Genomic DNA, 25,195 nt, shown 5'->3' with positions numbered 1-25,195 from the left:
TTTTGCAGGGTCTTCGTTTAATAACCAGTATTTTAAATTAAAACAACGCTACTCTTGTCATGAAAAAACCGGGAATATGGATTGGATTATTTTGCAGTTTAACGCTTTCCATTCCAACGTTTGCTCAATATGCTTCCGATGCATTCAGATTTTCAGAAATCAACCAAACAGGGAGCGCACGTTTTCAGGGACTTGGAGGAAATCATACGGCACTTGGAGGCGACGCGAGTTCTATCAGCGGCAACCCAGCCGGTTTAGGTTTTTACACAAGATCAGAGCTTAGCCTGAGTCCGTCGGTTACCAATTTTAGTACCAAAACAAATTACATCGGCCAGAATACTTCAGATAGTAAAGCCAATTTTAATATTGCTCAGGCTTCGCTGGTTATCACAAGCCAGCCAAGTTTTCAAAGAAAGTGGAAACGGTCTTCTCTGGGGATATCTTATTCGCGTCAGCAATCGTTCCAAAACAGGTTTAGTTACGCCGGACAAAATAACAGAAGTGCGTATGTAGATAAGGTGGTGGACAATGTTAACAACAATAAAACTCCGGTTTTAACTTTGGAAAATGATTACCTGCCAGGTACGTCCAGCGATCAACCGCTGGCTTATTCAGAAGCGGCAGCGTATTATGGCATGAGATACATTTATTCTAATTCGGCTGGTGCCCCTTATTTCAGAGACGACACGGAAAGTTCATCTTTGCAATCCGGTCTTTTCGAGTCGACGGGAGCCCAGACGCAGTGGAATGTTACGTATGCCGGAAATTATGACGACAAATTATATGTCGGAGGATCGCTTGGTTTCAACAGGATCCGGTATGATTATTCACATTCTTTCACCGACAATTTTACAAACCCGACAATTTTCAGAAGTGCTACGGCAAATGAAGAGTTATCGGTACGGGGCAACGGAATTAATGCAAGTTTTGGCATTATCTACAAAGTGTCTCCGCTCGTACAGTTTGGCGGTTCGTTGACATCGCCTACTTTTATGGCCATGAAGGAGACTTTTAATCAAAGCCTTCAGGCAGATTATATCAAAGGGTCTTTGGTTGATGACAAAGGAAATGAAGCCGGGCCGACTGACAGTTTTATTCCGGTTGCGCCAAATGATTTCGAATACTCGATTACAAGTCCGTTCCGTGGTTCGTTGGGTGCTACCGTCTTTCTTTCCAACAGAGGTTTTATTACCGGTTCGCTTGAATATGTTGGCTACGGTGCTATGGGCGTGAGAACCAAGTTCTATACTTCCAGCGCAGATAACAACGCCTTCAAAAATGATTACAAAGCGGAAATTAAGGATACGTACAAAAGCGGTGTGAATGCGCGCGTGGGTGGGGAGTACCGTGCGGGAATGCTGAGAGGCCGTTTGGGTGTGGCTTATCTTTCGGATCCTTACAAAATAAGTTCAGATGGTATCAACAGAGACAAACTGTTGTTGTCGATAGGGGCGGGTGTGCGCAACGATCGTTTCTTTGCGGATATTTCCGGAACCTATAACGCTTTCAAATCGGTGTATACGCCGTACTTTCTGAACAACCCGGCGGATTATGCATCTGCGAAAATTAACAACCATACTGTGAATGTGGTATTGTCGGTGGGGACGTTCTTCTAGGGAAGAAGAAAAAAGACACAAAAAAACCTGAGCTTAATCGGCTCAGGTTTTTTTGTGTCCTACAAAAGTGGTTGCACAATAGCTGCAAGCTGCGAAACGTCGCTATCACCCGATAACGTAAAATCTGCCCGGGAATAAAATGGCAACCGTTGCTGATATTTTTGTTCAAGTTCGTTTTCAAGAGAAGTTGCACCTGATAACAAAGGTCTGTCATCCTTGCCATGGTTCTGGATACGTTTGGCCAGCTCCACATGGTGTACGTCCAGAAAAACACTGATCCCTGATTTTTTAATGAAATCCATATTGTCGAAGAAACAGGGAGCACCGCCTCCCGTAGCAATCACCACGCTGCGGTTTTCAATGGTATCTTTCAAAATCCTGCTTTCAACTTCTCTGAAATAAGGTTCACCTTTTTGTGTGAATATCTCGTGGATCGTCATGCCCTGGTCTTTTTCGATCAGCTTATCCATGTCGACAAAGCGATAGTCAAGAAGCCTGGCAAGTTTTTTTCCCAAAGTAGACTTGCCGGAAGATGGAAGTCCGATTAGAAATATATTTTTCATGAATTACAATGGCGGAAACAGCAATAATTAACTTGTAACTAAAAACGGATGGGAGCGTGGCTGATCTATTTATTTCGCCAGATCTTCCAAAACCTCCTCCGGTGAAGGCGTGTCGTTATAATGCCACTTGCCCTTCACGGTTCCGTCTTTCAAAAGCCACAACCCCGGATTAGACCGTGAGATTGTTTTCAAAACAGTCGCATCCACGAAGTAATAAGGCAATGAAAGCTGATGCTGCGTAAGGAATTCGGTGATTTCGGAGCTGCTGGCAGATGTAAGCACAATTGGCTCTACACCTTTCTTTTTAACTTCATTCACCAGTTTTTGAATATCAGGAAAAGCGGCCGTATTGATATCAGTCAGATTTTTTATGATCAGAAATAATTTCTTTCCTTTAAAAGTCTCCTCGGTAAAGTCACCGGCATCGTTCCAAACTCTGTAATCCGTTATTGTCGGTTTGGCATCTTCATTCAGCACAACCATATCTTTAAATACCATGGTAGTATCCGTTGGATATTGTTCAAATTCCACTTCTTTGCCTCCTTTTGTAAAAATATATTTATACCGCAAAGGTTCGGACGGCTTCATTTGTGCCGGGATATTAGCTCCCACACGGTAAGCCAGGAGATCAAGAATCGGCAAGTGTCTTAATGAATAAACCGCAATCCCCAAAGAAGCCAGGGTAGAAAGCGCGACAATAAATCCGGTTGGCTGGGTTTTGAAAATCTTACGCTTATAAATTATAATAAGGATCAGAATCAATAAGAATACATCTTTTCCAAACGAAGTCCACGGTGTTAATTTAATAGCCGCACCGAAACATCCGCAATCGGTCACCTTATTAAAATAAGCGGAGTAGAAAGTCAGGAAGGTAAAAAAGACGATGATCAGCAGGAGCAACCAGGATATAGTTTTTGGCTTATAACCGACAAGCAAGGCAATGCCCAGAACAACTTCCGCGGCGCACAGAAATACCGAAAAATAAAGTGCAAGCGGGATTAAAGCTTCGAAGAAATGCTGAAAATAAGAAAAGTCGGTTGCGAAAACCTCGAAATATTCTTCGAGCTTGTATTGGGTACCGACGGGATCGTTCAGTTTGATCAACCCCGAAAAAATAAATAATAACCCTACAATAACCCGGGAAACATGTGCAAGAATCTTCATTTTTGGTAATTTGTTAGGCAACCGTCGTTTTCGTTTTAATTTGTATGTAAACTGTTTGACTTAATCAGACAGAATACGGAGTAATTGATGATATCCTGATAACCTGATTTTACACCTTCTGAAACGAGTGTAAAGCCTTCGTTATCTTCAATTTGCTTTATTCTCAATAACTTCATCAGGATAATATCTGTCATAGAGCTTACCCGCATATCGCGCCACGCCTCGCCGTAGTCGTGATTTTTGTTAAACAGCAATTCTTTTACTTCGTTAACCTGGGTATTGTAGAGAGACGTCAATTCGTCGGCTCCGATTTCTCCCTTATCCGTTCCCAACTCTACTTGGATCAACGCCATGACACAATAGTTAATGATCCCGATGAATTCACCGGAGATATCGTCGTTAACTTTTTGCACACCTTTTTCCTGAATGGTACGGATGCGCTGTGCCTTGATAAAAATCTGATCAGTTATAGAAGGAATGCGCAAAATGCGCCATGAAGTTCCGTAATCTTTGTTTTTTTTTGTAAAAAGATCTTGGCAATGCTGAATGATTTCCTGATATTCCGCTTCGGTCGATTTCACGCGTACTTAATGTGTTTGGCTTAATTAATTCTGAAAAATGTACATTAATAATATTGGATTTGCAGTGCTGAAATTAAACGGTAGTCTGATCGAAGGAAATTACTGTATTAAATCGACCGTCTGTCATTAATTGAGAAAAACACGCTTTTTATTCTAATATCATTGCTGTTATATGGCGCAAGTTAGTAAAAAAACGATCAAAATTCAGGGGCGGCTACTGGATCTTTCCATGCCACGGGTGATGGGCATTTTAAATATTACGCCGGATTCTTTTTATTCGGAAAGCCGGATGAAGTCGATGGAAGCGGTTATTGAGAAGGCCGGAAAAATGCAGGAGGACGGAGCAGTTTTGATTGATATCGGTGGTTATTCAACAAGACCCGGTGCGAAAGAGGTCGGGGAAAGCGAGGAAACAGACCGTGTAGTGCCGGTTATTGAGCAGCTAAATAAGTATTTTCCCGAACTTATAATTTCTGTTGATACCTTTCGTTCAGAAGTGGCAAGGCAGTCGGTTTTGAACGGCGCACATATTATTAATGATGTCGCAGGCGGATTGTTGGACGATCGGATGTTTGATGTGGTCGCGGAGTTGGGCGTACCTTATATATTAATGCATATGCGGGGGACGCCGCAAACGATGAACACACTGACGGACTATGATTTTCTGGTACCCCGAATTTTACAGGAATTACAGGAGAAATTAATTGTCCTGCGCCAGAAAGGCGTTTCAGATGTTATTATTGACCCGGGATTTGGTTTTGCAAAGACAACGGCTCAAAATTTTGCATTGATGAAAGATCTTTCTGAATTCCATGAACTGGGTTGTCCGCTGCTGGTCGGGATATCAAGAAAAGGGATGATTTACAATACCTTAAACATCACCGCGCAGGATGCATTAAACGGAACCACGGTTTTAAATACAATTTCTTTACAACATGGCGCGTCTATTTTGCGTGTTCACGATGTAAAACCGGCCGTTGAGGCCGTAAAACTATGGATGGCTACTAGCGGTATGAACGAAAAAATAGTAATTTAGTCGCGAAATAATATTGAATTTCTTATGCGTGTTGGTTTTTTGAATGTTAACTGGACTGATATTCTGGATGTTTTTTTGGTATCGATACTTCTTTATCAGATTTATTTCCTTGTTCGGGGCAGTATAGCAAGCAGGGTTTTTTTAGGGTATTTGTTTGTTTACGTCTTTTATCTGGTTGTAAAAGGACTTGGATTGGGATTGCTGACGGCGATTTTACAATATTTTATGGGCGTTGGGGCCGTAGCGCTGATCGTCATTTTTCAGCAGGAGATCCGCCGTTTCCTTTTGATTATCGGTAAATCGACGATTTATACCAATAATGAGTTTCTGAAAAAGATACTTGGAAGCACGGTTTTAGATCTCAAAAACAAAAACCTCAAAGAAATTATAGACGCGAGCAAGACCATTGCATCGAATTTTAACGGCGCATTGATCGTGCTGAACAAGCGGGATGACCTTGGGAAATTTATTGAAACAGGTGAAATGCTTGATGCCCGCGTGTCAAAACCGTTAATTGTTTCACTTTTTAATCAATATAGTGAACTGCACGACGGAGCAGTCGTTATTGTTGACGGCAGGCTCAAAGCGGCACGTTGTGTGCTACCCGTTGCCGACGGCGTGGATGTGCCCAGTTCACTTGGATTCCGTCACAGGGCTGCCATGGGGATGAGCGAAGCCACTGATGCTGTGGTAATTGTGATTTCGGAACAAACAGGCAAGATTTCGCTTGCCGTGGAGGGAGAGTTGTTGGGCAATATTCCGGTTTCGGAGCTTGAAGCGAGAGTGGCAGAGTACCTGTCGTCGGATGTACAGCGTTTGGTTAAGTAGAAAATACGGTTTTCTTTAAATATATTTCTAACTAAAGTTGCGTTTTTAATAAGGTATGCCTATTTTTGCAGACCGATTCTAAGAATTGAAAAATATCAACATTATAAAATGGCAAATCATAAATCAGCATTAAAAAGAATTCGTGCCAACGAAACGAAGCGTTTGCGTAATCGCTACCAACACAAAACAACACGTTCTTACGTAAAAAAATTGCGTGAAACGACTGACAAAACTGTTGCGATAGAAGTTTACAAAACAGTTTCTTCTATGTTGGACCGTTTGGCAAAGAAAAACATTATCCATAAGAAAAAAGCGTCTAACCAAAAATCGAAATTGGCTAAATTAGTTAATTCGTTGGCGGTAGCAGCGTAAGCAGCTTTTTTACAAAGATATTTGCCCCGATAGTTTTACTGTCGGGGTTTTCTGTGTTATGTTGGATTTTTCTGCATTGTAACTTTTGCAATGATAAGCGTAAAATGTTAGGGATGGGGAGCTAAAAAATGCATTTAAATAAAAATGGAGCAGGAAATGAGAGTAAATCTTGTAGTTTAAATGTTTTATATGATATATTGCAAACTGTTAAAAGAAACCTTGTAACACCTTAAAACAGGCTTACAAGGTTTCTTTTAATAAAAGCACTTTATGTTTTTATTAAAATTTAATCTATCTAAAACTTTCTTTTTCTATGAAAAAAGTCGCATTATTTGCCGGTTTAGTGGCTTTGGGAGCCGTTCCTGCTGTCGCTCAATCGCCTGTTAATTTTAACGCCCGGGGCCTTGTGGTTGTTTCTGATGCTGATATGTCAGCCTCGGCGCTAGTTGATGGGAAGCTATTAAGAGACAACACAGCAAAAGATCTTTTAACATCAATTAAATTTCCGGTTGACCGTAGTAAGTCGGTGGGTACGGCATTGGTATCAAATTCGGCATTGGGTTCTGCAAAAACGATTGCTGTTCCTGTAAATGGCGGATTGGCTTTTGTTCTCGAAAGCCGTCTTCGTCCGGATGATGGTGTGGCCGAGTATAAGGACGCCGCTTTGGAATTTCCTGCCGGCGAAAAATTATTTGTGGTAGATATTGCCAACCCGGCTGCTCCGAAGGCGAAATTTGGTTTTCCGGTAGGGAAATATCCAACTGCTATTGACGTCAATAAAAATGAACTGATCATTTCGACCCGTCAGACTGGTAAGGATCTTGTATTTATTGAATCTGCACCGGATGGAAAACCAGCAAGATTCTTGAATCTTCCTTCTGGTATTGACTCTACAAATAAGATTGTAGACGTTTCATGGCATCCATCAGGCGATTTTATCGCTTTTACTTTGGGAAAAACGCATGAAGTAGGTTTGTACAAAGTATTGCGTGAAGCCGGTAAGCTTAAAAACGTTGAGTTGGTTGGGAAACCGGTACAGGTAGGTGCTGAGCCATCTTTCGGGAAGTTCTCGCCAGATGGAAAACACTATTTTGTTCTTGATGCAAAAGGTGCGGCTGGAAAGGCGACAGGTGAAGGAGAATTGTTTGTCGTTGATTTTTCGATGGACGGTGCTGTTGAACATAAAGTGGCCAGTAAAACTGCGGTTGGTTTGAACACAGGTTCTTTTGCCATAAGCCCTGACGGTACTTCACTGGTTACGGTAAATGCGGCGAAAAGCGGTCACCCATGGTCAGAAGCTGGTGCTGCAACGGGAAGCTCGTTGTCATTATTCAAACTGGCTGGGGACGGAGCTTTAACAAAAGTTTCTGATTATCCATTTGAAGGAATTTACCCTCAAAGTGTCGTTTTTGATAAAGACGGCTCGAACCTGGCAGTTTCTGTATACGAATTTTTAGAATATGGAAATGGCAATGGCGCGGTTGAATTCTGGTCGGTAACCAAAGGAGATGCCCCGGCTTTGAAAAAGCAGGGAGCAAAAGTTAGCGTTGGAAAAGGTGCTCACACTTTACGTGTTATTCCCTGATTAAACGCTGAAAATATATTTTCAAAAAGGGGGCCGGTGATACATCGGCCTCTTTTGTTTGTTATGTTTACACAAACTGGGGATATCCTTTGTTTTCGGACATAGAAAATCCCTCTATTTTTCGTAATTTTGCACTTTCATTCATAAAAAATCAGTTTTAAGATGATTACGGTTCAGAACGTATCCTTGCGGTACGGCAAAAGGGTGTTGTTTGATGAAGTAAATATAAAATTTGTACCTGGAAACTGTTACGGCATTATCGGTGCCAATGGAGCGGGTAAATCAACATTTCTAAAAATTCTTTCAGGTGAAATTGAAGCTCAAACGGGTTTAGTTAGCATGAATCCCGGCGAACGGATGACTTTCCTTAAACAGGATCAGTTTGAGTTCGACGCATATACAGCCATGGATACAGTGATTTTGGGACACGAACGTCTCTACAAAATCATGAAGGAACGTGAGGCAATCTATGAAAAAGAGGACTTCACGGATGAGGACGGAGAAAAGGCTGCTAATCTTGAAGCAGAATTTGCGGACCTTAACGGTTGGGAGGCCGAAACCGAAGCAGCGCAATTATTGAGCGGTTTGGGAATAGGAGAGGACATGCACGGAACATTGATGGGTGATCTTAATACCAACATCAAAGTTCGTGTACTTTTGGCTCAGGCGCTTTTTGGAAATCCGGATGTTCTTCTGCTGGATGAACCTACCAACAACCTTGATGTTGAGATGGTTTTGTGGCTTGAAAACTTCCTTGCCGATTTCAAAAATACAGTTATCGTTGTTTCTCACGACAGACACTTCCTGGACGAAGTTTGTACGCACATCGTTGATATCGATTTCAGCAAAGTACAGATGTTCTCAGGTAACTACTCATTCTGGTATGAATCAAGCCAATTGGCTATGAAACAACGCCAGGATCAGAATAAGAAATCAGACGAAAAACGTAAAGAACTTGAAGAGTTTATCCGTCGTTTCAGCGCGAATGCTTCTAAATCCAAGCAGGCAACTTCACGTCAGAAATTACTGGAAAAACTTACCATTGATGATATCAAACCATCATCGAGGAAGTATCCATACATTGCGTTTAAGTCAGAACGTGAAGTAGGAGACCAGATTTTGACTATTGACGGATTGTCTAAAAAGACGGAAGACGGCGTTGTATTGTTTAACAATATGAGTTTCAGCGTTAACAAGGGCGATAAAATTGCTTTTGTGAGTCGTAATACTTTATCAATCAGCGCATTTTTTGATATATTAAATGGTGAGCAAAAGGCGGATAAGGGTGACTTTAACTGGGGGGTAACGATTACAAAATCGTATTTCACAAAAGATCCAACCTCTTTCTTTGACGTTGACCTGAACCTGGTTGACTGGCTTCGTCAGTATTCAGAAGAAAAAGATGAGAGCTTTATCCGTGGATTCCTTGGTCGTATGCTTTTCTCGGGTGAAGAGTCACTGAAAAAAGCGAAAGTACTTTCAGGGGGTGAAAAAGTTCGTTGTATGTTATCGCGTACGATGCTTTCAGGATCTAATGCCCTGATCCTGGACGATCCGACTAACCACCTTGACCTTGAATCCATCACAGCGCTTAACAACGGCCTGATTGATTTCTCAGGATGTCTGTTGTTTTATTCTCACGATCACCAGTTCGTTCACACGATCGCAAACCGCATCATTGAAATCGGACCAAAAGGAATTCTGGATAAGTTGATGCCTTATGATGATTTCCTTAAAGATGAAACCGTTAAAGCACAGCGTAACGCTTTGTATTAACAGTTATTTATGATAACAAAAGAGAACGGCCATCAATCGAAATTGATGGCCGTTCTCTTTTTATTTAGGATTTTTATTTTGTAAATCCGTATTGTTTTAACACCTCCTCGGGTGGGCCAGCCCACATATTGGGCGTATTACCCACGTAGCCGATGTCGTCGATGCCGATTCGGGTGGTATAAAAACCGGAAGCCGTCAGATTTCTCATCAGGTTAAAAAAGGCCACACCCTGGCTGTAAACCGGTTTAGCATTCTCCGGATAGGCAATATCATCAACAATTTGTATCCGCTGAGCCGGTGTCAGCAGTGTAAATGTTTTCTGAAAACGTTTACTTGATTCCAGATCAAGCCATTTCAAACCACCACGCATCGGAATCTGGTGCTGTGGCATATCTTTTACGATAAATTCGATAAATGCCGGAACGCCTGCATCGGAAGCGCTTCCCGATTTAGAATCTGCCGGAATAATGATATCTGCCAATATTTTGATGGTAGCCAATTCTGACACTGTGAAGAACTTTTCCTTCATCAGTCTTGCATCACGAATTGCCTCTTCTTTCTGACGACCACCCGGAATTTTCAGGGGAGTTTCAGGAGGCAGCTGGCTTTCAATTTCCCGGGCCTCTGCAAGCGCTTCCTGCGGGTTCATCGCCGCAAATCCCAGGGAGCTAAGTGTTAGTGCTTTTAATGAATCTCTGCGTTTCATTTTTATATCATTTAAGTCAACCGGAGAAGACAGGGATTATAAATTCTTTTGTTTGATCTGCTCGATGATGTGATCTGATGCTCTCCATGAAAGGGCAAGAATCGTCCAGGTCGGATTTTTATCGGCCTGAGAAACAAATGATCCGCCATCAACCACATAAACATTTTTCGCGTCGTGCGCCTGAGAGAACTTGTTAAGCGCTGACGATTTTTTATCATCACCCATACGCACCGTTCCTACTTCGTGAATAATCCGTCCCGGAGCTGCAATGCCATAGTTGGTATCCGCACCCGGTTTTGTTCCCAACGCAACACCACCCAGCGCATGGATCATTTCTTCAAATGTTTCATGCATGTGTTTGGCCTGCTTGATTTCGTAGTCCGTCCAGTTGTAGTTAAAACGCAATACCGGAATACCATATTTGTCAACCACGTTCGGATCAATTTCACAATAGTTATTGACGTTTGGTACTGCTTCACCGCGACCTGCCATACCCACATAAGCACCGTAGAAACGACGGTAGTCTTCTTTAAGTGATGCACCGTAACCTCCTGCTTGTTTGGTTGTGCCGTTTGCAGTCGGGTATTTTCCGTTTAATCCTTCAATACCAGATCCGAAACCATAACTTGGCATACCCATACCGCCACCGTATTCGATGTGGTAACCTCTTGGGAAATCCAGTTTTTTGTTATCCAGCCACCATGGTGTATACACGTGCATACCGCCAACGCCGTCTTCATTATAACGTTTACGATCCATCAAATGCGGAAGGAAAGCGCTGCGTGAAGCTCCGGTAGAATCATGAAGATATTTACCAACCACGCCGCTCGAATTTGCCAAACCACCTTCATGTCTGCCTGATTTTGAATTCAATAACAAACGTGCAGACTCACCCGCACTGGCTGCCAAAACAACCACTTTTGCTTTGATAGTATGCTCGGTTAGCTTTTCGCGATCTACATAAGAAACGCCTGTGGCCAAACCTGTGTTGGCATCCGTCAGGATTTCACGCGCCATAGCATTGTTGATCAGCGTAACGTTTCCGGTTTTCAGGGCAGGGATAACCAATACCGATGAAGACGAAAAATCAGCGTAAGCCTGGCATGAACGACCGCATTGGCTGCAATAAAAACACACGCCTCGCTGGTCGTTAATCGGTTTAGTAAGGATAGAAAGGCGAGAAGGGATCACAGGAATATTCGCTGCTTTCCCGGCTTTCTTAAGAAAATGCTCGTGCAAACGCGGCGGAGGCGGCGGAAGAAAAATTCCATCCGGTTCGTTATGAATATTTTCAACCGTACCAAATACACCAATCAGCTTATCAACCTGATCGTAGTAAGGTTTTACATCATCATAACCGATCGGCCAGTCGTCACCGAGACCGTCGATACTGTGTCTTTTAAAATCATTAGGGCCAAAACGCAGCGAAATTCTTCCCCAGTGGTTGGTTCGTCCACCGAGCATCCGTGACCGGAACCAGTCAAATTTGGTGCCGTTTTTATGTGTATAAGGTTCTCCGTCCAGTTCCCATCCACCCCATGCCGCATCAAAATCGCCAAAAGGACGGGTCGTACTCGCACCACGGCGAGGAGATTCCCAAGGCCATTTCAACTGGGTAATGTATTTAGGGTCAGCCGGATCAAAATAACCACCAGCCTCCAGAAGGGCCACCTTGGCACCGGCCTTCGCAAGCTGGTAAGCAGCCATCCCGCCTCCTGCGCCTGATCCTATAATACAGACATCAAAAACAGCAGGTTGTTCTTTAATTTGGAACATAGTTAAGGATTGATTTAGAAAATACTATTTAATCAATAAATATAAACATGTAAAACAAAACAGTCAGCCATCGTATTACTTTTGAAACTAATTTAAAAAGAATCTAAACGGGACAGCTGTGGATTGGGCGTATTCGCCCCGCAATAACGGAAACGACGGAATTGCAATGAAATGATTTATCTTATCCGGATAATGGTAATACTGAAATATGTGTAAAAAGTACGTCTCAAATGCGTAATAAAAACGTTTTCCATACCTTTGTAGTCTAAAAAACGAGAATAACATTTTGGCTATCATTGGTAAGGACATAAATCTGGCAAAGGAGTTTCTACAAAAAAGACAATTGGTCGCTATTCCTACCGAAACTGTATACGGGCTTGCAGGAAATGCTTTGGATGAAAAAGCAGTATTATCCATTTTTGAAACAAAAAACCGTCCCTCATTTGATCCGTTGATTGTACACACGGATTCACTCGAAAAGCTTGCGCAGTATGTTCAGGAAATTCCTGAAAAGGCTTTTTTACTGGCAAAGGAATTTTGGCCCGGGCCGTTGACTTTACTTTTACCAAAAAAAGATATCATCCCTGATCTGGTTACGTCAGGACTGGATACTGTTGCTGTCCGCATTCCGGATCACCCGCTGACGCTTGCACTTTTATCGGCACTGGATTTCCCGTTGGCAGCCCCAAGTGCAAATCCTTTCGGTTATATCAGCCCGACGAGCGCCGCCCATGTGAATCAGCAGTTAGGCGAGAAAATTCCTTACATTCTGGATGGCGGAGCGTGTGGTATCGGTATTGAATCGACCATTATCGGTTTTGTAGATGGTGTGCCCACGATTTACAGATTAGGTGGGCTGGCCATTGAGGCGATTGAAAATGTGGTAGGTACGGTTGGCCTTATGCCGCATTCCTCTTCTAATCCTCAGGCGCCCGGCATGTTAAAAAGCCATTATGCGCCACGAAAACCATTTTTTTTACAGGAAAGAAACATGATTCCGGCAGCTTCTGATCAGGCGACAGGTTATCTTTTGTTTGATCGGTTTATGGAGAGCGTCGATCAAAAATATCAGCGGCTTTTAAGTCCGCGGGGAGACCTTCAAGAAGCAGCACATAATTTGTTTGCCTATTTGCGGGAACTTGATGCCCAGCCTGTCGGGCAGATTTTCGCTGAATTTGTTCCGGATGTGGATCTCGGGAGAGCAATAAATGACCGGTTGAAAAGAGCCGCAGCGGCAGATTGAAACCGCTTAGCCTTTAAAGAAATACGTGTGAAAATTCATCAGGAAAACTTCATCGGTTGCCCTGGTGATCGCCGTATATAGCCATCGTATAAACTCGCTGTTGATCTGTTCTTCTGGTAAATAACCCTGATCAATGAAAACAGCACTCCACTGACCGCCCTGGGCTTTATGACATGTCAGAGCATAGGCAAATTTTACCTGCAAAGCATTGAGATAAGGGTCTTTTCTCAGTGCTTCCATGCGTTCTTTTTTTGATTTGATATGAAAATAATCTTCTAAGACACTTTCATATAATTTCCGGTTATCCTCCGACGACATCGACGGCGAAACAGAATGCAAGGTATCCAGCATGATTTTTGCCTCAAATTCCGGCTGTTTTTCGTAATCTGTTAACCGCAGCACAACATCTGCGAACCGGAATCCGTGGATTTCCTGGGTCCGTTTTATTTTCAACAACTCGACAAAATCACCGTTGGCGATGAATCCGGCAGGGGAGTCTTCATCAAGGACCGAATAGTTATTCCTGACCACCATCAATCTGTCACCAGCATCCAGCTCTTCCTCAGAAAAGTTGATCGATCGGCGGATGTACTCATTATATTGAACGGCCGACTTGTTGGAGCGTGTCAGGATAATTGTATTTTCCTGACCGTATTTATCAAAAGCATACCGAAGCCCTTCTTCCAGCTTTTCGCCCGTCATACGGAAAGTATCCCGAAACGACTTTGTCTGGATTTGAATGTTAGGTTTTTCTTCCTTTAGTTGTTCCCGCAGTTCTGTTGCGTTGAATAAAATCCCCGATTGCTCATCCTGACGCATTACCTCAGTCAGTTCTTCCTCAAAAACCGACATGTAAAAGTTCTTTTCCAGATAAGCCTTATCCAAAGCAGGGCTTAATGCCTTACCAACGGGTGGCAGCTGTGCCATATCTCCGATGAGCATCAGCTTGTTACCTGGATTTTCAAAAACAAATTCAATCAGGTCGGCAAGTAAACTCCGGCTGCCATAGTCGGCCTCGTCGCTGATCATCGAAGCTTCGTCAATGATAAACAGCGTGTTATCGTGATAGTTTTTCTGGCGTTCGAAAGTCAGGTTCCCTGAAAAGGAATCAGAGGTTTGTTTGTATATTTTCTTGTGTATGGTCAGAGAGATTTTCTCGGAATAGTTAGACATTACCTTTGCCGCTCGCCCCGTAGGCGCAAGCAAAACGGACTTATAACCATAATTCTTTAGTACCTTTATTAAAGTACTGACAATCGTGGTTTTCCCAGTTCCGGCATATCCTTTCAGCAAAAAGCAGTCGCGATAACGTTCCAGGCCGCTTTCTTCAATTAGAAAATCATCCGTTTGCGCAAAAAAACGTAACTGTCCCTTCGTGGGCCGAAAGGGGAATTTTTTAACTAAACGCTGGGACGGTAATAATTGGTCTGCTTCCATGGGCACGAAACTACGGGATGGAAGCCGAATATCAAAGTCGGTATCTGATAACAAAAATATACATTGATTTTATTGGATTTTTTCATAGCAAATTTATATATTAGTTTTCCAGTTCAACTTTTAATCATAACCTGAACATCTATGCAAGTATATCAAGTGCTCGCCAACAAGTCCATTGATGCTATTTTCTCTATCACAAAAGAGACAACTGTTTTTCAGGCATTGGAGCTCATGGCAGAAAAAAATATCGGTGCTGTCCTGGTTCTTGAAGACGGAGAACTGATCGGTATATTTTCCGAGCGTGATTATGCGCGCAAAGTAATTCTGCTGGGACGTGCTTCCAGGGACACTTTGATCGGGGATGTTATGACAGGCAAGGTGATTACGGTGGAGACCGATCAAAAAATTGAAGACTGTATGCAGATCATGTCGGATAAACATATCAGGCATTTACCTGTTAACAGAAAAGGCGAGCTGGTTGGGATTATTTCGATCAACGATATCGTTTCGGCCATCATTCGCGAACAGAAAGCACACATTCAATCGCTTGAAGGCTACATTTCAGGTACTCCTTTTGCCTGATGCATTTAATCTTTTGTATTTAGATGGCTTGTTTTTCTCTGAAATAACTTTCCGGGACATACCTTTTAGTATCTAATATTTTTAATAACTTGTCAATTTTGACAGGTTGGTTATCTTTGCCCCTCCAAAAAAATAATCATTGGAATCGGGAAATAAAGAACTGCTTGATTTATACGGGAACAGGCTGCGCATGCGGGTCTGTGGAATCTGTGTATCCGATAACCGGATTCTGATGGTCCGCCACAACATGGCTGGTCCTGAAAATATATTCTGGAGTCCGCCGGGTGGAGGGATGCAGTTTGGTGAAAGCGCCCCACAGGCGCTGGTGAGAGAGCTCATTGAAGAGACGGGGTTAACGGTTGAAGTAGGGGATATGCTTTTCGTGAATGAGTTTATTGCTTCTCCTTTGCATGCCGTTGAGTTGTTCTTCCAGATTAAAAAAGTCTCCGGAACTTTACAAACCGGATTGGATCCGGAATTTTCGGACGGAAACCAAATTATACAGGATGTTCGTTTTATGTACATGTCTGAAATAAAGGCACTTCCTGAAAACCAGGTGCATAGCATTTTCAAAGAATGCGAAACGTTGCACGACCTTCTGTCAATCAGTGGTTATGTTGGAAAAAAGAAGAATAATTAGTAACATAGTTTTAGAATATCATTTAACATCAGATTGTGGCACAAATTGAGAACCAGGCAATTGAAGTAATCCCTACGCTTTTGGTGGGCGATAATTCATTTGATGCAGATGCAATTCCGTTTTGTACGTTATGCATTGAAGTGGATGAAAGGAGGATACGTTTCTGTATTATCAGGGACGAAAGGATGGAATGCATCTGGTTGGAGGATTATAATTTTGATGTCGTTCTGAGTCAGGACGAGGTTTTCGACCGATTGAAGAAAATTTTCACCGGGCATTTACTGTGGTCTTCCAACCACTGGAAAAATGTCAGAGTTGCTATTAATTCGCATGCGTTCAGTTTAATTCCAACGCTTATTTTTGAGAAAGATTCGGCTCCGAATTATCTGGAATTTGCATTGGGGCATCCGGTGAATCAGGACGAAAAGGTGTTGTATCACGAATTGCCGATCGTGCATGCCAATAATGTTTTCAGCATTCCGAAGGTGTGGTATGATTGGATGGTTAAGCATTTTGAGTCGTCTGATATTGCGTTTTATCACCTGACCAGCCCGCTGATCATTGGTGCACTCGTAAGCCATGCCGAACATCAGGAGCTAAAAATGGTGTCAATTTATCTTGAAAAAGGATATTTTACACTGATTGTGACGGAGAGCCAACAGCTTATTTTGTGCAACAGGTTCAAGTATGCGCAGCCTCAGGAGCTGACCTATATCGTTCTTTTTGCGCTTAACGAACTCAATTATCTTCCCGAAGAGATGAAGGTGTTGTGTTACGGAGAGGTAAGCCCGACAGCCGATGCCTTTGTAGAACTAAACCGATTCTTCCCCAATGTGCAAATTGGAAACGGGCCAACGACGCTGCGTTACAGTACACATTGCGGAGATATTCCGGGGCACCGGTATTTTGGGCTCTTCAATACTTATTTGGTATCTTCCTGAAATAAACCGGGTTTATAACTTAGAAAATAATTAAGAGTGAAGTCCGGGAAGACTTCATTTTCACTATTTGGTTATACTTGCGGTTGATTAGTAACTCCTCGGATTTTAATTAAAATTTATGAAGCGAATAGCGTTGTTTCCCGGTTCCTTTGACCCTTTTACAAAAGGGCATGAAGATATTATTTTGCGGGGATTAAGACTTTTTGATGAGGTGGTAGTTGGTATTGGTAACAATTCCAGCAAACAGCGTTATTTTCCTCTGGATGTCATGAAGGAGTTAATCGAAAAGACTTTTGAAAAAGAACAGAATGTCCGGGTGATTACCTATAATGATCTTACTGCCAGAATCGCCAGAGAAATTGGTGCGAAGTTTTTGCTGAGAGGCCTTAGGAATACCACGGATTTTGAATATGAAAACGGAATCGCGCAGGTGAACCGCTTTGTTTATGAAGAAATTGAAACTGTTTTTTTAATCACATCGCCGAATCTGGCGCCAATCAGTTCGAGCATCATTCGTGATCTGCACCGGTATGGCCAGGGGGTTGACGACTTTTTACCTTATTCCCTTTCAGAACTGAACCGGTTAAGAGAACTTAAAAACTCAGGTTTGTAAAAAGAATTAAGANCCTACAACAACCCCTTTAACAACTTCTTTTTCCTGAACCGGAGAAATTGTTGTTTCGTACATTTCTTCAAAACGAGTACGGTCAACAGCTGAATAGCCTGTACCGAATCCTTTGTCTTCTGCTTTTTCCCAATCGAAATCAGGAAGCTTCTCAACTTGTTTTGTTTTGGACATATATAACCTTAATACTAAAACTAGTCTGATTAAGTTATTCTAAGTGGTTTTGGCGGGGAAAAAGTGGATGGGGAGATCATAAACAGCCAGGCGAAACACCGCCTAAACTTATCAAAACTAAAGAATTGAGTTTAAATTTCCAAACATCAGCAACAAGAATTGTTGTTAAGTCAAACAAATTTCGTATAACAACTTAGCTCTTTCTAAGAGTTTTACAAGTATTTAACCCTTCTGTCGTCTTCCCACCTGTCTGCCGAATTTCGGAATTGATTTCGCTGTGGAACCCGTAAGGGTTCATTTTGAAACCGCTGCCAGCCACCCGGCAGGTTAACTTGAAAATCTATCCATATTTTTTCCGCTGACTGAAACTGATATGAGAACCTGAGAAGGCAGCATTTTCAGTCTTAGTCGACTTTCTGCCAGGCCGCATCCTATCCGTTAACAGACGCCTTTGAGCTTCATTAATTACATCGATCTGCATATCGCACGAATTTTCATGCTTCCGCCAGGTTTCTAACGTGTCAGAGCCCGCAGCAGCGCCGGGACCATTTTGATCTGAGAACATATTTTCAACAAGTTGAAGAGGGATGATAATAAATATAAATGAATGTAATAAAAAAAATGGCTCCGCAAACCTAAAATTTATCTAACGGAAAACACAGCCACACCTGCTGCCCATTCAAATGAGAGAGCGCACCCAAACAGTCAGAACTGATCCCCCCCTCATAGCTGATAAGTCGTTCCGATTATTTGCTTACGAGGGTTCCCAGATTGTAGGTCACACCAAAAAACCAGCTCGACGCCCATTTTGCCAGCATCGTTGGTTCGGCTTGATTTGTACTGAGCGTAACAAACTTACCTTCCTGTAAACCATTCCCAAGTTTATTCACCTTACCCAATGCTATCCCATAGGTCAGAATAAGCCGTTGTTCCCGGCCAAGTAAGACACTTCCCCCACCCGTGTACTTGATATTGGTCTGATTATCAATGATACCTCCTACTGAAAGTCCCACATTTATCCTTTTTCCCCAGCGAGAGTAGGCATGTAAAAGTACTCCAAGACCAATATTGAATTTATCTCTGGAATCCCTCAGAATCTCCCGCTGGTTTGTGGAAGTGTATCCGGTTATAGAATCCTTTCTGACTGTTTCTTTACCATTCCAGAAGGCTATATAGCTTCGCGTAGGAGAAATTATGGTCGTATCCGCGCCAAAGGTATATTTTTCATCAATAAGACCCGTCGTAAACAGCCCCGTACTGAAATCGATCTTGAATCCATTTTTGTTAAAGAACTGATATTTAAACTGCCCGTTTTTTTTGCCACCTTTGAAACTGGAAAAATTAAAGACCGATATGTCTGCGTTCTCAATCTGAACCGGTAAAACCGATGCTCTGTTAAACCTGATGACCTTATCCAAACTGACAGCAACCTCGTCGACCAACTTTGCCTCATCATCAATTACCGGGCTATACTTGACTTTATAGGCTTTCGCAAACTCGGCGCCGGAGGATATCTTCAACTCAAATTTTTGATTGACCTCACCCAGCATCTTATTTACTGCTACCGTCAGTTTGTCGACATCGATAGCCGTCGCTATGATTGCCGCGTTTCTGAACTCAAGTAATTCTGCTTTCAGTTTTTCGAGCTTTGGAATTCTGTCTGACGCCTTCGCATTCTGAAAATCTCCTTCCTTCTTTGCTTCCGTTTTGGCATCGGTTGCTTTCACCTGCTGTCCGCTCTGAGGTGTGAACAGACCAGAAAAAAGCGCCTGTGATTCAAGATTTTTATCGTCAAATGCAACGTTTACTGCAATACTGTCCAGGTAGGGATTGTAATTTATCGGCACGATCTGCACTACCCGGTCGATGGGTAACATCTTCAAAAAAAACTTCTTGTTCCGCTCTTTAACCGGAAACACAATTTTATTACAAGAGACATCATAAATAATATCCAATGATGTTTCAGACGCGCAATTGGCACATATTGTCTGTGCGGTCATGTCGCTGCCGAACGAAATATACTGATCTGCTGCTTTCACTTTCGTTACATCTTTTCCCTTATCTTTCCCGCTACCATCATCAATTTTGGTTAGCCTCAGCTGTTTGTCAGAATCAGTACAGGCAAAAGAGATACTACCCGAAAAAGATTTTGGACCGACTCCAGGGTATGATACATTGTTTAGCGTGTCTATGATCACATCGAAAGAATTGTCAGCAGTTGTCACCGTGTTAACGCCTTCCATAATTTTTCTTGAACTGCCAAAATTCGTTAACCGTATTTTATAAATACCCGGCACCGAAATGTCATACCCCTGGTCTTCATCTACATTCCAGGACTTTTCTACAGGTTTGGGCTTCTCTGCCGGTTTGGCGGATTGACTGTATACAAACGGATGGCATGCAATCCAGAAGCTGAATAGTAACAAGAATTGATTTTTCATATCTCAAATAATGGTTAGTTGAAGCGCCTCCATAACATCAGTCAGTTTTACTCCAAAAGAAAACTTACCCTCAGCCGTTTCCGCTGCTCCGATTAAAATAGCTACGGGTTTACCGTCCGCTGTAATCAGTGCACCGGAATCGCCTGGCTGTGTAAGAAACTTATCGAATGGAGCTTTACCGAATCGGATGAGGTCCTGAAAATTGGCAGATTTCATCTCGTTCCTGAATTGATGGTTGGCTCTGGCATGTGTCAGTACCCCTCCTTCTATTTTACCTCTCACTGTGTGAACAACCAGATTCAGACTTCCCTGATCTTGGGATTTAATCGGTCTGGGACTGGAAAGACTTGGCAGCTGGACACCGGCAATCTTGATAAGCGAAGTGTTAAAGTCGCTTTTTACGTCAATCACGGCCGCATCGATGTAACTTGAGAATATTCTGTTTCTTACCTCCCCGATCCCGCGCCCTGCTAAATCATTGGCATGCTCGATAAGATCAATTTTTTCCTGATTGTCAACCAGAAACGACACCGAGCTAAGTATTGAAGCGTGTGCACAGGTTAAAATGGCAACCTGACCCGTGCGTTTGTTACGAACAATTCCGGCAGGTGTTCCATACTGTTGTGTGAACGGGTGAAAGATATTACCGGGCATTGGTGTGAAATCATCAGCAAATACCCCTGCTTTCCCCTCAATACAAACAATAGGTACCCTTGTTTTAACATCATTCACAACGACATCCACACTGTCCGAAATAACACCCCGAAATGGAGCTCCCTGTTCAACGACAATCTTTACTCCCGCTTTTTTGCTCTCATTAACATCAAGTACATCGGCATTGATGGCCACTACCCAGGGGATGCCTTCCCAGGTCTTTCGATAATCGCTGATCGCTTTTTCTACGGGGTCATTAAACTCCGAAAAAGTTCCATCATTTCTCTTCCTGATAACTGCGTCATTCTGATTTTTCACATCAGGCTTTTCTTCGGGCTTCACACCTGCGGATCGAATTGCTACAAGTCGCCTCAACAGATCGAACCAGAAATTAGAGCCCAGCGATAGAGCCAGAGCAGAAAGAACAATGCCCCAGAATTTGATCCGCCACGGCGGAAGCGTACGGCACAGAACGATTTTCACTTTTCTGAAAAGTCCAGGTTCAACGCTGGCTTTGAGCACATTACCTTTTGTAAGAGATGCAGAATCTATTGAGTAAATATTCTTACCCAACAGCTTACCTATCGGATTCAGTACCTTTTCGCGCTCATTCTGCACCAGATTATAATAATCGGCAATTTTACTTTTCAGCTCAGCAACAGGAAGATCGGACGTCTCGATCTGGTCTTTACATTCCTTAATCTGCAATATTTTGGAGCGCTTCAAATATTTTTTCGCCTCCTTGATTTTGCCGTCTTCAACTTTGATATCCTCAGCCACGCCATCAAAATCCCACCCCTTTCCCAGTAAAAATTCTGCCTCACGGGCATTGCGGAAGGCTCTGGCATAACTGTCTTCCAAAAGAGCGGTATAAGTAGAGCTATCCGGGGAGATCTGAGTCCATGCGGTACCCTCATCTTTGTCTTTAACAGCCTGTTGCGCAAGCGCCACCATTTTCTGTCTTGCCTCAGGACTGTTAACAAGAATATGAACGATTTGGAAAGTATCAACATTCAAGGCCATACACATCAAAAAACCCACCCAAAAAAGAATAAAACCTAGTTTCCGTTTATACCAACCATTAACCCGATCCATCATTTCGGTAAACTCTTCCTCTAGACAGGTTCGAAAAAGCGGCAGCTCGCCGTTTGAGGCATTAAGCATCTCTTTAAATCTTTGCGAAGTCTGCACGCCAAAATGCGTACTGTTCGTTTCCACCCCCATAAATACCCGGTCTCTTTCGCAAATGCCACGTCCTCTCCGTCCAAGGATGGCAATAAGCGTATTGGCATATAGTTCCTTGGAGAGGTAGGACGGTTTGGTATTTCTGATCGAATACCATGCTTTTTCATCACCGCGTTTCGCCAGTTTCCTGATGGCAGGCTCTTTGTAAAAACGTCCTGCATCAGAGAATTTAAAATCTGCCGGCTCTACAAGAAAGACATCCTTCATCCAGCTCATAAAATCCACCGTGATCCTACCCGGCCGCTGGTCATTGAGTAAAGAATCGAGCCCTTGCCGCAATAAACGAGCTCTGATGCCCATCCAGCCCGACAGCATTTCTCCAATGATGCTTATCAGCAGGCTGTAAATAAAATAAATCAGAACAAGTCCGATTACAACATCCAGGGCAAGTGTATTCGAAAACATGACGAAAGAGTTTCTTTACTTGAAAAATAGGTTTGTCTCAATATAAAAAACAGTTGTCGTGCCATTATCTGACCACCGAAACTTAGTCAGCAGTAAAATACACTGCGATCCGTACCTATGAAGGGCAAAACCTGGACCGGTGCCGCAATTCCATCCAGCACTTATAGCACTCGTGACTAAGTAAAATAGCTTTAAGGAAAGTGCAACCGAACACTTATGCGTCGACAAAACAATGAGATTGCTTCCATATGATTATCTGATTTCATGAGGATTGGGAGTATTGTAATAGAAAAATAAATAAATATTTACTTAGACTGAAATAATATTGTAAGTCTTTAGTTACCGGCCAAAATTTATGGTTTTTAACCTATTATCAATCCGTACAGCTATCTTCCCTTTTTAGATTTTGTAAAAGGCATCAAGAAAACCATCTTAGTTATACGTGTCCATTAACTCACTCCAGTCGCTATAATTTTGTTGAAAAAATTATGAGAGTATGAAATACTCACAGGCAAGAAGAATAAATTTCTTACCCTGCATTCTTTTGTCTGTATTTTATAATCCAATTGTAATAGAAACGGAGTGTATTTCTGTCGCCGATCGATCGAATACACCCTTACGCATTGATAAGAACCGAGCGCCTGGGATTAGTTTCGATGCGTTGCTATATGAGATATCCTTAATATCACGAACAAGGACGCCCTTTATGAGCAACAAATAGATGGTACCTATTTTGGATGCAAAACAAAACATGCCAGACTGGTCGGAAACTACCGAAATGTTTTCCTCCCTGTTATCTAACCTTATCATTTTTCATGTGATGGGGTATTTCACTACCGAAAGCATATTCCTAAGATCTGGGCAGAATTATATGCTTTAAACAGACCGTTAGTAGCCCCTCTACTGGATTGGGCGGCATCAACCTACTCACCCGGGTTTCTGGAAGAAATCTACCGCGACATAATGGCCGTATATTCCTACCTGATGGGTCACAAGAACAATCAATCAGGCAACCGAATCGTTAAGGGCTGTTTTGATCGGATATGCCACCTTTCCTGTTTTAAGCTCGTTTCAAAAGTCTGCAAAACACACTGCGGAGAAGTATTAAAGATACCTGATGCGATCGGTTTCAAAAGCATTATAAAGACCAATCGGGATTATGACTTTTTTATCGGTGAGGATAGGGATATAACCTAAGGTGCAGATTTATCATAATCCTGTACGAATCCAGAACACATATTGAAGAGGTTTTACAATATGGAAACGAAGGCTACTTACCATTGGTTGATCCCTTTTTTGAAATTACCAGTCGGTTACATGGAATAGCAAGCCCCTCCTACGATAACCCTAATAGTTGTTTCATAATCTGCGATTCAGTAAACCGATCATGTGGTTCGTCGAGTAAATGTAGTGACATGATCAAAAGAGTTACAACTAAGTTCCGGCAAAATATTAGTTAAAAGAGGCTGTCTCAAAAGGGCAGCCTCTTGTTGTGTTTATTGAGTTGGTTATTTTTCTAGAATTGATTATCTTTAGATATAAGCAAATCAAGAAATATGGGCCGCCGACAACCTACTTTCAAGCCTTATCACCAGCAGCAATTAATGCTGCTTCCTCCAAGTTTAGACGAGTTGATACCCAAAGACCATGCATGCCGTGTGGTCAATGATATAATAAACAGGATTAGTTTAGAGCCGCTCAATGCAGCTTATCATACAACGGGTTCTTCCAGCTACCATCCCCAGATGCTTTTGAAAGTGTTGGTCTACGGTTATGTGAGTAATATTTATTCAAGCAGGAAGCTGGAAGCAGCTTGCAGGGAGAGCATCTACTTTATGTATCTGAGCTCGATGAGTTATCCCGATCATAACACAATTAACCGTTTCCGGGGCGTCCGTTTGAAAAATGCATTACGCGCTGTTTTTGAACAGGTGGTCGAGCTACTTGCCCTGGAAGGTTTTCTGAGCATTGAAGAAGTATATACAGATGGTACGAAAATCGAAGCCAATGCCAATAAATATTCTTTCGTTTGGAAGAAAGCAATTGCGACTAATAAGGAAAAGATGAAAAAGCAACTGGCCCATATCTGGGAATATGCCCAGAGCGTTGCTGCCAGCGAAGATAATCTGCCAGATCCACCGGATCTGACCACGATCAACAAAGAAAAAGTCCAGCAGACCGTTGATAAGCTCAACCAGGTACTGACTGAGAAAGACAATGTGGACAAAAAGATGAAGGCCAAACTGGGATATGTGACTAAGCATTATCCAGTTAATATCGAACGGTATGAACATCAGGAGTCTGTTTTAGGTGAGCGTAATAGTTACAGTAAGACAGATCCGGACGCCACATTTATGCGTCTGAAAGAAGATCACATGAAAAATGGCCAGCTCAAACCGGCTTACAATGTGCAAATATCAACCTCCAATCAGTTCATTGTAAATTACACGATTCATTCTAACACGACCGATACCAATACACTTGCAGAGCACATTCAGCAGCATGAAAATAGTTTTGGTGCTGGCCCAAAATGCCTGACCGCTGATGCAGGCTACGGCTCAGAGGAAAACTACGCCTTGCTGGAAAAGAAAAATATTACTGCTTATGTGAAGTACAACCTGTTTGATAAACGTCAAAACCGTAATTATAATAACAAACATCCATTTATTGCTGATAAGCTCTTTTACAACGCGGCGGCAGATCATTATATCTGTCCAATGGGGCAGAAGATGCGTTACATCGGTAATAGCAAAAGGAAGACAGTAACTGGTTTTGAGCAAACCACCAGGCTCTATAAGGCCATCA

General features: G+C 42.5%; 21 protein-coding genes. 12 read left to right on the top strand and 9 right to left on the bottom strand.

Annotated features, from left to right (window positions below):
• Positions 1 to 59 precede the first annotated feature (59 nt).
• A complete protein-coding gene (locus M1L62_RS17185; protein ID WP_254560847.1) occupies positions 60 to 1,616 on the top strand; it encodes an OmpP1/FadL family transporter in 1,557 nt (518 codons plus the stop codon).
• Positions 1,617 to 1,675: 59 nt separating this feature from the next.
• Here M1L62_RS17185 and M1L62_RS17180 read toward each other — a convergent pair whose 3' ends face one another.
• The 3 genes from M1L62_RS17180 to M1L62_RS17170 form a co-directional block, all read right to left on the bottom strand.
• Positions 1,676 to 2,179 carry a shikimate kinase gene (locus tag M1L62_RS17180; protein WP_254560846.1) on the bottom strand — a complete coding sequence of 168 codons (504 nt, stop codon included), beginning with the start codon at positions 2,177 to 2,179 and terminating at the stop codon, positions 1,676 to 1,678.
• Between the two features lie 69 nt (positions 2,180 to 2,248).
• Positions 2,249 to 3,343 (bottom strand): BT_3928 family protein, encoded by a 1,095-nt coding sequence (locus M1L62_RS17175; RefSeq protein WP_254560845.1) that lies wholly within the window; start codon positions 3,341 to 3,343, stop codon positions 2,249 to 2,251.
• Between the two features lie 35 nt (positions 3,344 to 3,378).
• Entirely contained in the window at positions 3,379 to 3,924 is a 546-nt protein-coding gene (locus M1L62_RS17170) for a DUF1599 domain-containing protein (RefSeq protein ID WP_254560844.1), read from the bottom strand.
• Positions 3,925 to 4,096: 172 nt separating this feature from the next.
• Here M1L62_RS17170 and folP point away from each other — a divergent pair, with 172 nt between their 5' ends.
• From folP to M1L62_RS17145, 5 genes are all read left to right on the top strand, one after another.
• Complete coding sequence (gene folP, locus M1L62_RS17165) at positions 4,097 to 4,960, top strand: dihydropteroate synthase (protein ID WP_254560843.1); 864 nt, start codon at positions 4,097 to 4,099, stop codon at positions 4,958 to 4,960.
• A 24-nt stretch (positions 4,961 to 4,984) separates the two neighbouring features.
• Positions 4,985 to 5,788, top strand: a complete 804-nt coding sequence (gene cdaA / locus M1L62_RS17160; protein WP_254560842.1) for a diadenylate cyclase CdaA — start codon at positions 4,985 to 4,987, stop codon at positions 5,786 to 5,788.
• Positions 5,789 to 5,896: 108 nt separating this feature from the next.
• Positions 5,897 to 6,160 (top strand): 30S ribosomal protein S20, encoded by a 264-nt coding sequence (rpsT, locus tag M1L62_RS17155; protein WP_090335882.1) that lies wholly within the window; start codon positions 5,897 to 5,899, stop codon positions 6,158 to 6,160.
• 313 nt (positions 6,161 to 6,473) lie between these two features.
• Positions 6,474 to 7,745, top strand: a complete 1,272-nt coding sequence (locus tag M1L62_RS17150) for a lactonase family protein (protein ID WP_254560841.1) — start codon at positions 6,474 to 6,476, stop codon at positions 7,743 to 7,745.
• A 162-nt stretch (positions 7,746 to 7,907) separates the two neighbouring features.
• Positions 7,908 to 9,521 (top strand): ABC-F family ATP-binding cassette domain-containing protein, encoded by a 1,614-nt coding sequence (locus tag M1L62_RS17145; protein WP_254560840.1) that lies wholly within the window; start codon positions 7,908 to 7,910, stop codon positions 9,519 to 9,521.
• Positions 9,522 to 9,594: 73 nt separating this feature from the next.
• Here the strand turns inward: M1L62_RS17145 and M1L62_RS17140 are convergent, their stop codons facing one another.
• Positions 9,595 to 10,227, bottom strand: coding sequence for a gluconate 2-dehydrogenase subunit 3 family protein (locus M1L62_RS17140; protein WP_254560839.1), 633 nt, complete (start codon positions 10,225 to 10,227; stop codon positions 9,595 to 9,597).
• Between the two features lie 36 nt (positions 10,228 to 10,263).
• A complete protein-coding gene (locus M1L62_RS17135) occupies positions 10,264 to 12,003 on the bottom strand; it encodes a GMC family oxidoreductase (protein WP_254560838.1) in 1,740 nt (579 codons plus the stop codon).
• A 286-nt stretch (positions 12,004 to 12,289) separates the two neighbouring features.
• On the opposite strand from M1L62_RS17135, the gene M1L62_RS17130 reads away from it, so the two are divergent.
• The gene (locus M1L62_RS17130) at positions 12,290 to 13,246 is read left to right on the top strand and encodes an L-threonylcarbamoyladenylate synthase (RefSeq protein ID WP_254560837.1); all 957 of its coding nucleotides are present in this window, start codon (positions 12,290 to 12,292) and stop codon (positions 13,244 to 13,246) included.
• Positions 13,247 to 13,252: 6 nt separating this feature from the next.
• Here the strand turns inward: M1L62_RS17130 and M1L62_RS17125 are convergent, their stop codons facing one another.
• Positions 13,253 to 14,683: an ATP-dependent DNA helicase gene (locus M1L62_RS17125; RefSeq protein ID WP_254560836.1), complete on the bottom strand. Its 1,431-nt coding sequence runs from the start codon at positions 14,681 to 14,683 to the stop codon at positions 13,253 to 13,255.
• Positions 14,684 to 14,824: 141 nt separating this feature from the next.
• On the opposite strand from M1L62_RS17125, the gene M1L62_RS17120 reads away from it, so the two are divergent.
• The 4 genes from M1L62_RS17120 to coaD all read left to right on the top strand — a co-directional run bounded on the left by M1L62_RS17120 (position 14,825) and on the right by coaD (position 17,459).
• Complete coding sequence (locus M1L62_RS17120) at positions 14,825 to 15,265, top strand: CBS domain-containing protein (protein ID WP_254560835.1); 441 nt, start codon at positions 14,825 to 14,827, stop codon at positions 15,263 to 15,265.
• 139 nt (positions 15,266 to 15,404) lie between these two features.
• Positions 15,405 to 15,905: an NUDIX domain-containing protein gene (locus tag M1L62_RS17115; RefSeq protein ID WP_254560834.1), complete on the top strand. Its 501-nt coding sequence runs from the start codon at positions 15,405 to 15,407 to the stop codon at positions 15,903 to 15,905.
• 35 nt (positions 15,906 to 15,940) lie between these two features.
• Positions 15,941 to 16,846: a DUF3822 family protein gene (locus tag M1L62_RS17110; RefSeq protein WP_254560833.1), complete on the top strand. Its 906-nt coding sequence runs from the start codon at positions 15,941 to 15,943 to the stop codon at positions 16,844 to 16,846.
• Between the two features lie 118 nt (positions 16,847 to 16,964).
• Complete coding sequence (coaD, locus tag M1L62_RS17105) at positions 16,965 to 17,459, top strand: pantetheine-phosphate adenylyltransferase (protein ID WP_254560832.1); 495 nt, start codon at positions 16,965 to 16,967, stop codon at positions 17,457 to 17,459.
• 526 nt (positions 17,460 to 17,985) lie between these two features.
• Here coaD and M1L62_RS17100 read toward each other — a convergent pair.
• The 3 genes from M1L62_RS17100 to M1L62_RS17090 form a co-directional block, all read right to left on the bottom strand.
• Positions 17,986 to 18,210, bottom strand: a complete 225-nt coding sequence (locus M1L62_RS17100) for a hypothetical protein (RefSeq protein ID WP_254560831.1) — start codon at positions 18,208 to 18,210, stop codon at positions 17,986 to 17,988.
• Between the two features lie 181 nt (positions 18,211 to 18,391).
• Positions 18,392 to 20,086 (bottom strand): hypothetical protein, encoded by a 1,695-nt coding sequence (locus tag M1L62_RS17095; RefSeq protein ID WP_254560830.1) that lies wholly within the window; start codon positions 20,084 to 20,086, stop codon positions 18,392 to 18,394.
• Between the two features lie 3 nt (positions 20,087 to 20,089).
• Positions 20,090 to 22,390 (bottom strand): hypothetical protein, encoded by a 2,301-nt coding sequence (locus M1L62_RS17090; protein ID WP_254560829.1) that lies wholly within the window; start codon positions 22,388 to 22,390, stop codon positions 20,090 to 20,092.
• 1,556 nt (positions 22,391 to 23,946) lie between these two features.
• On the opposite strand from M1L62_RS17090, the gene M1L62_RS17085 reads away from it, so the two are divergent.
• Positions 23,947 to 25,195, top strand: a 1,249-nt coding sequence (locus M1L62_RS17085; RefSeq protein ID WP_254560828.1) for an IS1182 family transposase, incomplete at its 3' end; no start/stop codon positions are given.

It is taken from the genome of Dyadobacter diqingensis, from assembly GCF_024220585.1.
GTDB classification, from domain to species: Bacteria; Bacteroidota; Bacteroidia; order Cytophagales; family Spirosomataceae; genus Dyadobacter; species Dyadobacter diqingensis.
This window is presented reverse-complemented; position numbering and strand designations above follow the sequence as displayed.

Excerpts from the sequence above, each read along its gene's own strand:
- M1L62_RS17175 (WP_254560845.1), bottom strand. The coding sequence starts at position 3,343 with ATGAAGATTCTTGCACATGTTTCCCGGGTTATTGTAGGGTTATTATTT.
- M1L62_RS17140 (WP_254560839.1), bottom strand. The coding sequence starts at position 10,227 with ATGAAACGCAGAGATTCATTAAAAGCACTAACACTTAGCTCCCTGGGA.
- folP (WP_254560843.1), top strand. The coding sequence starts at position 4,097 with ATGGCGCAAGTTAGTAAAAAAACGATCAAAATTCAGGGGCGGCTACTG.
- coaD (WP_254560832.1), top strand. The coding sequence starts at position 16,965 with ATGAAGCGAATAGCGTTGTTTCCCGGTTCCTTTGACCCTTTTACAAAA.
- M1L62_RS17185 (WP_254560847.1), top strand. The coding sequence starts at position 60 with ATGAAAAAACCGGGAATATGGATTGGATTATTTTGCAGTTTAACGCTT.
- M1L62_RS17120 (WP_254560835.1), top strand. The coding sequence starts at position 14,825 with ATGCAAGTATATCAAGTGCTCGCCAACAAGTCCATTGATGCTATTTTC.
- M1L62_RS17150 (WP_254560841.1), top strand. The coding sequence starts at position 6,474 with ATGAAAAAAGTCGCATTATTTGCCGGTTTAGTGGCTTTGGGAGCCGTT.
- cdaA (WP_254560842.1), top strand. The coding sequence starts at position 4,985 with ATGCGTGTTGGTTTTTTGAATGTTAACTGGACTGATATTCTGGATGTT.
- M1L62_RS17180 (WP_254560846.1), bottom strand. The coding sequence starts at position 2,179 with ATGAAAAATATATTTCTAATCGGACTTCCATCTTCCGGCAAGTCTACT.
- M1L62_RS17135 (WP_254560838.1), bottom strand. The coding sequence starts at position 12,003 with ATGTTCCAAATTAAAGAACAACCTGCTGTTTTTGATGTCTGTATTATA.
- M1L62_RS17090 (WP_254560829.1), bottom strand. The coding sequence starts at position 22,390 with ATGTTTTCGAATACACTTGCCCTGGATGTTGTAATCGGACTTGTTCTG.
- M1L62_RS17095 (WP_254560830.1), bottom strand. The coding sequence starts at position 20,086 with ATGAAAAATCAATTCTTGTTACTATTCAGCTTCTGGATTGCATGCCAT.
- M1L62_RS17145 (WP_254560840.1), top strand. The coding sequence starts at position 7,908 with ATGATTACGGTTCAGAACGTATCCTTGCGGTACGGCAAAAGGGTGTTG.
- rpsT (WP_090335882.1), top strand. The coding sequence starts at position 5,897 with ATGGCAAATCATAAATCAGCATTAAAAAGAATTCGTGCCAACGAAACG.
- M1L62_RS17100 (WP_254560831.1), bottom strand. The coding sequence starts at position 18,210 with ATGTTCTCAGATCAAAATGGTCCCGGCGCTGCTGCGGGCTCTGACACG.
- M1L62_RS17125 (WP_254560836.1), bottom strand. The coding sequence starts at position 14,683 with ATGGAAGCAGACCAATTATTACCGTCCCAGCGTTTAGTTAAAAAATTC.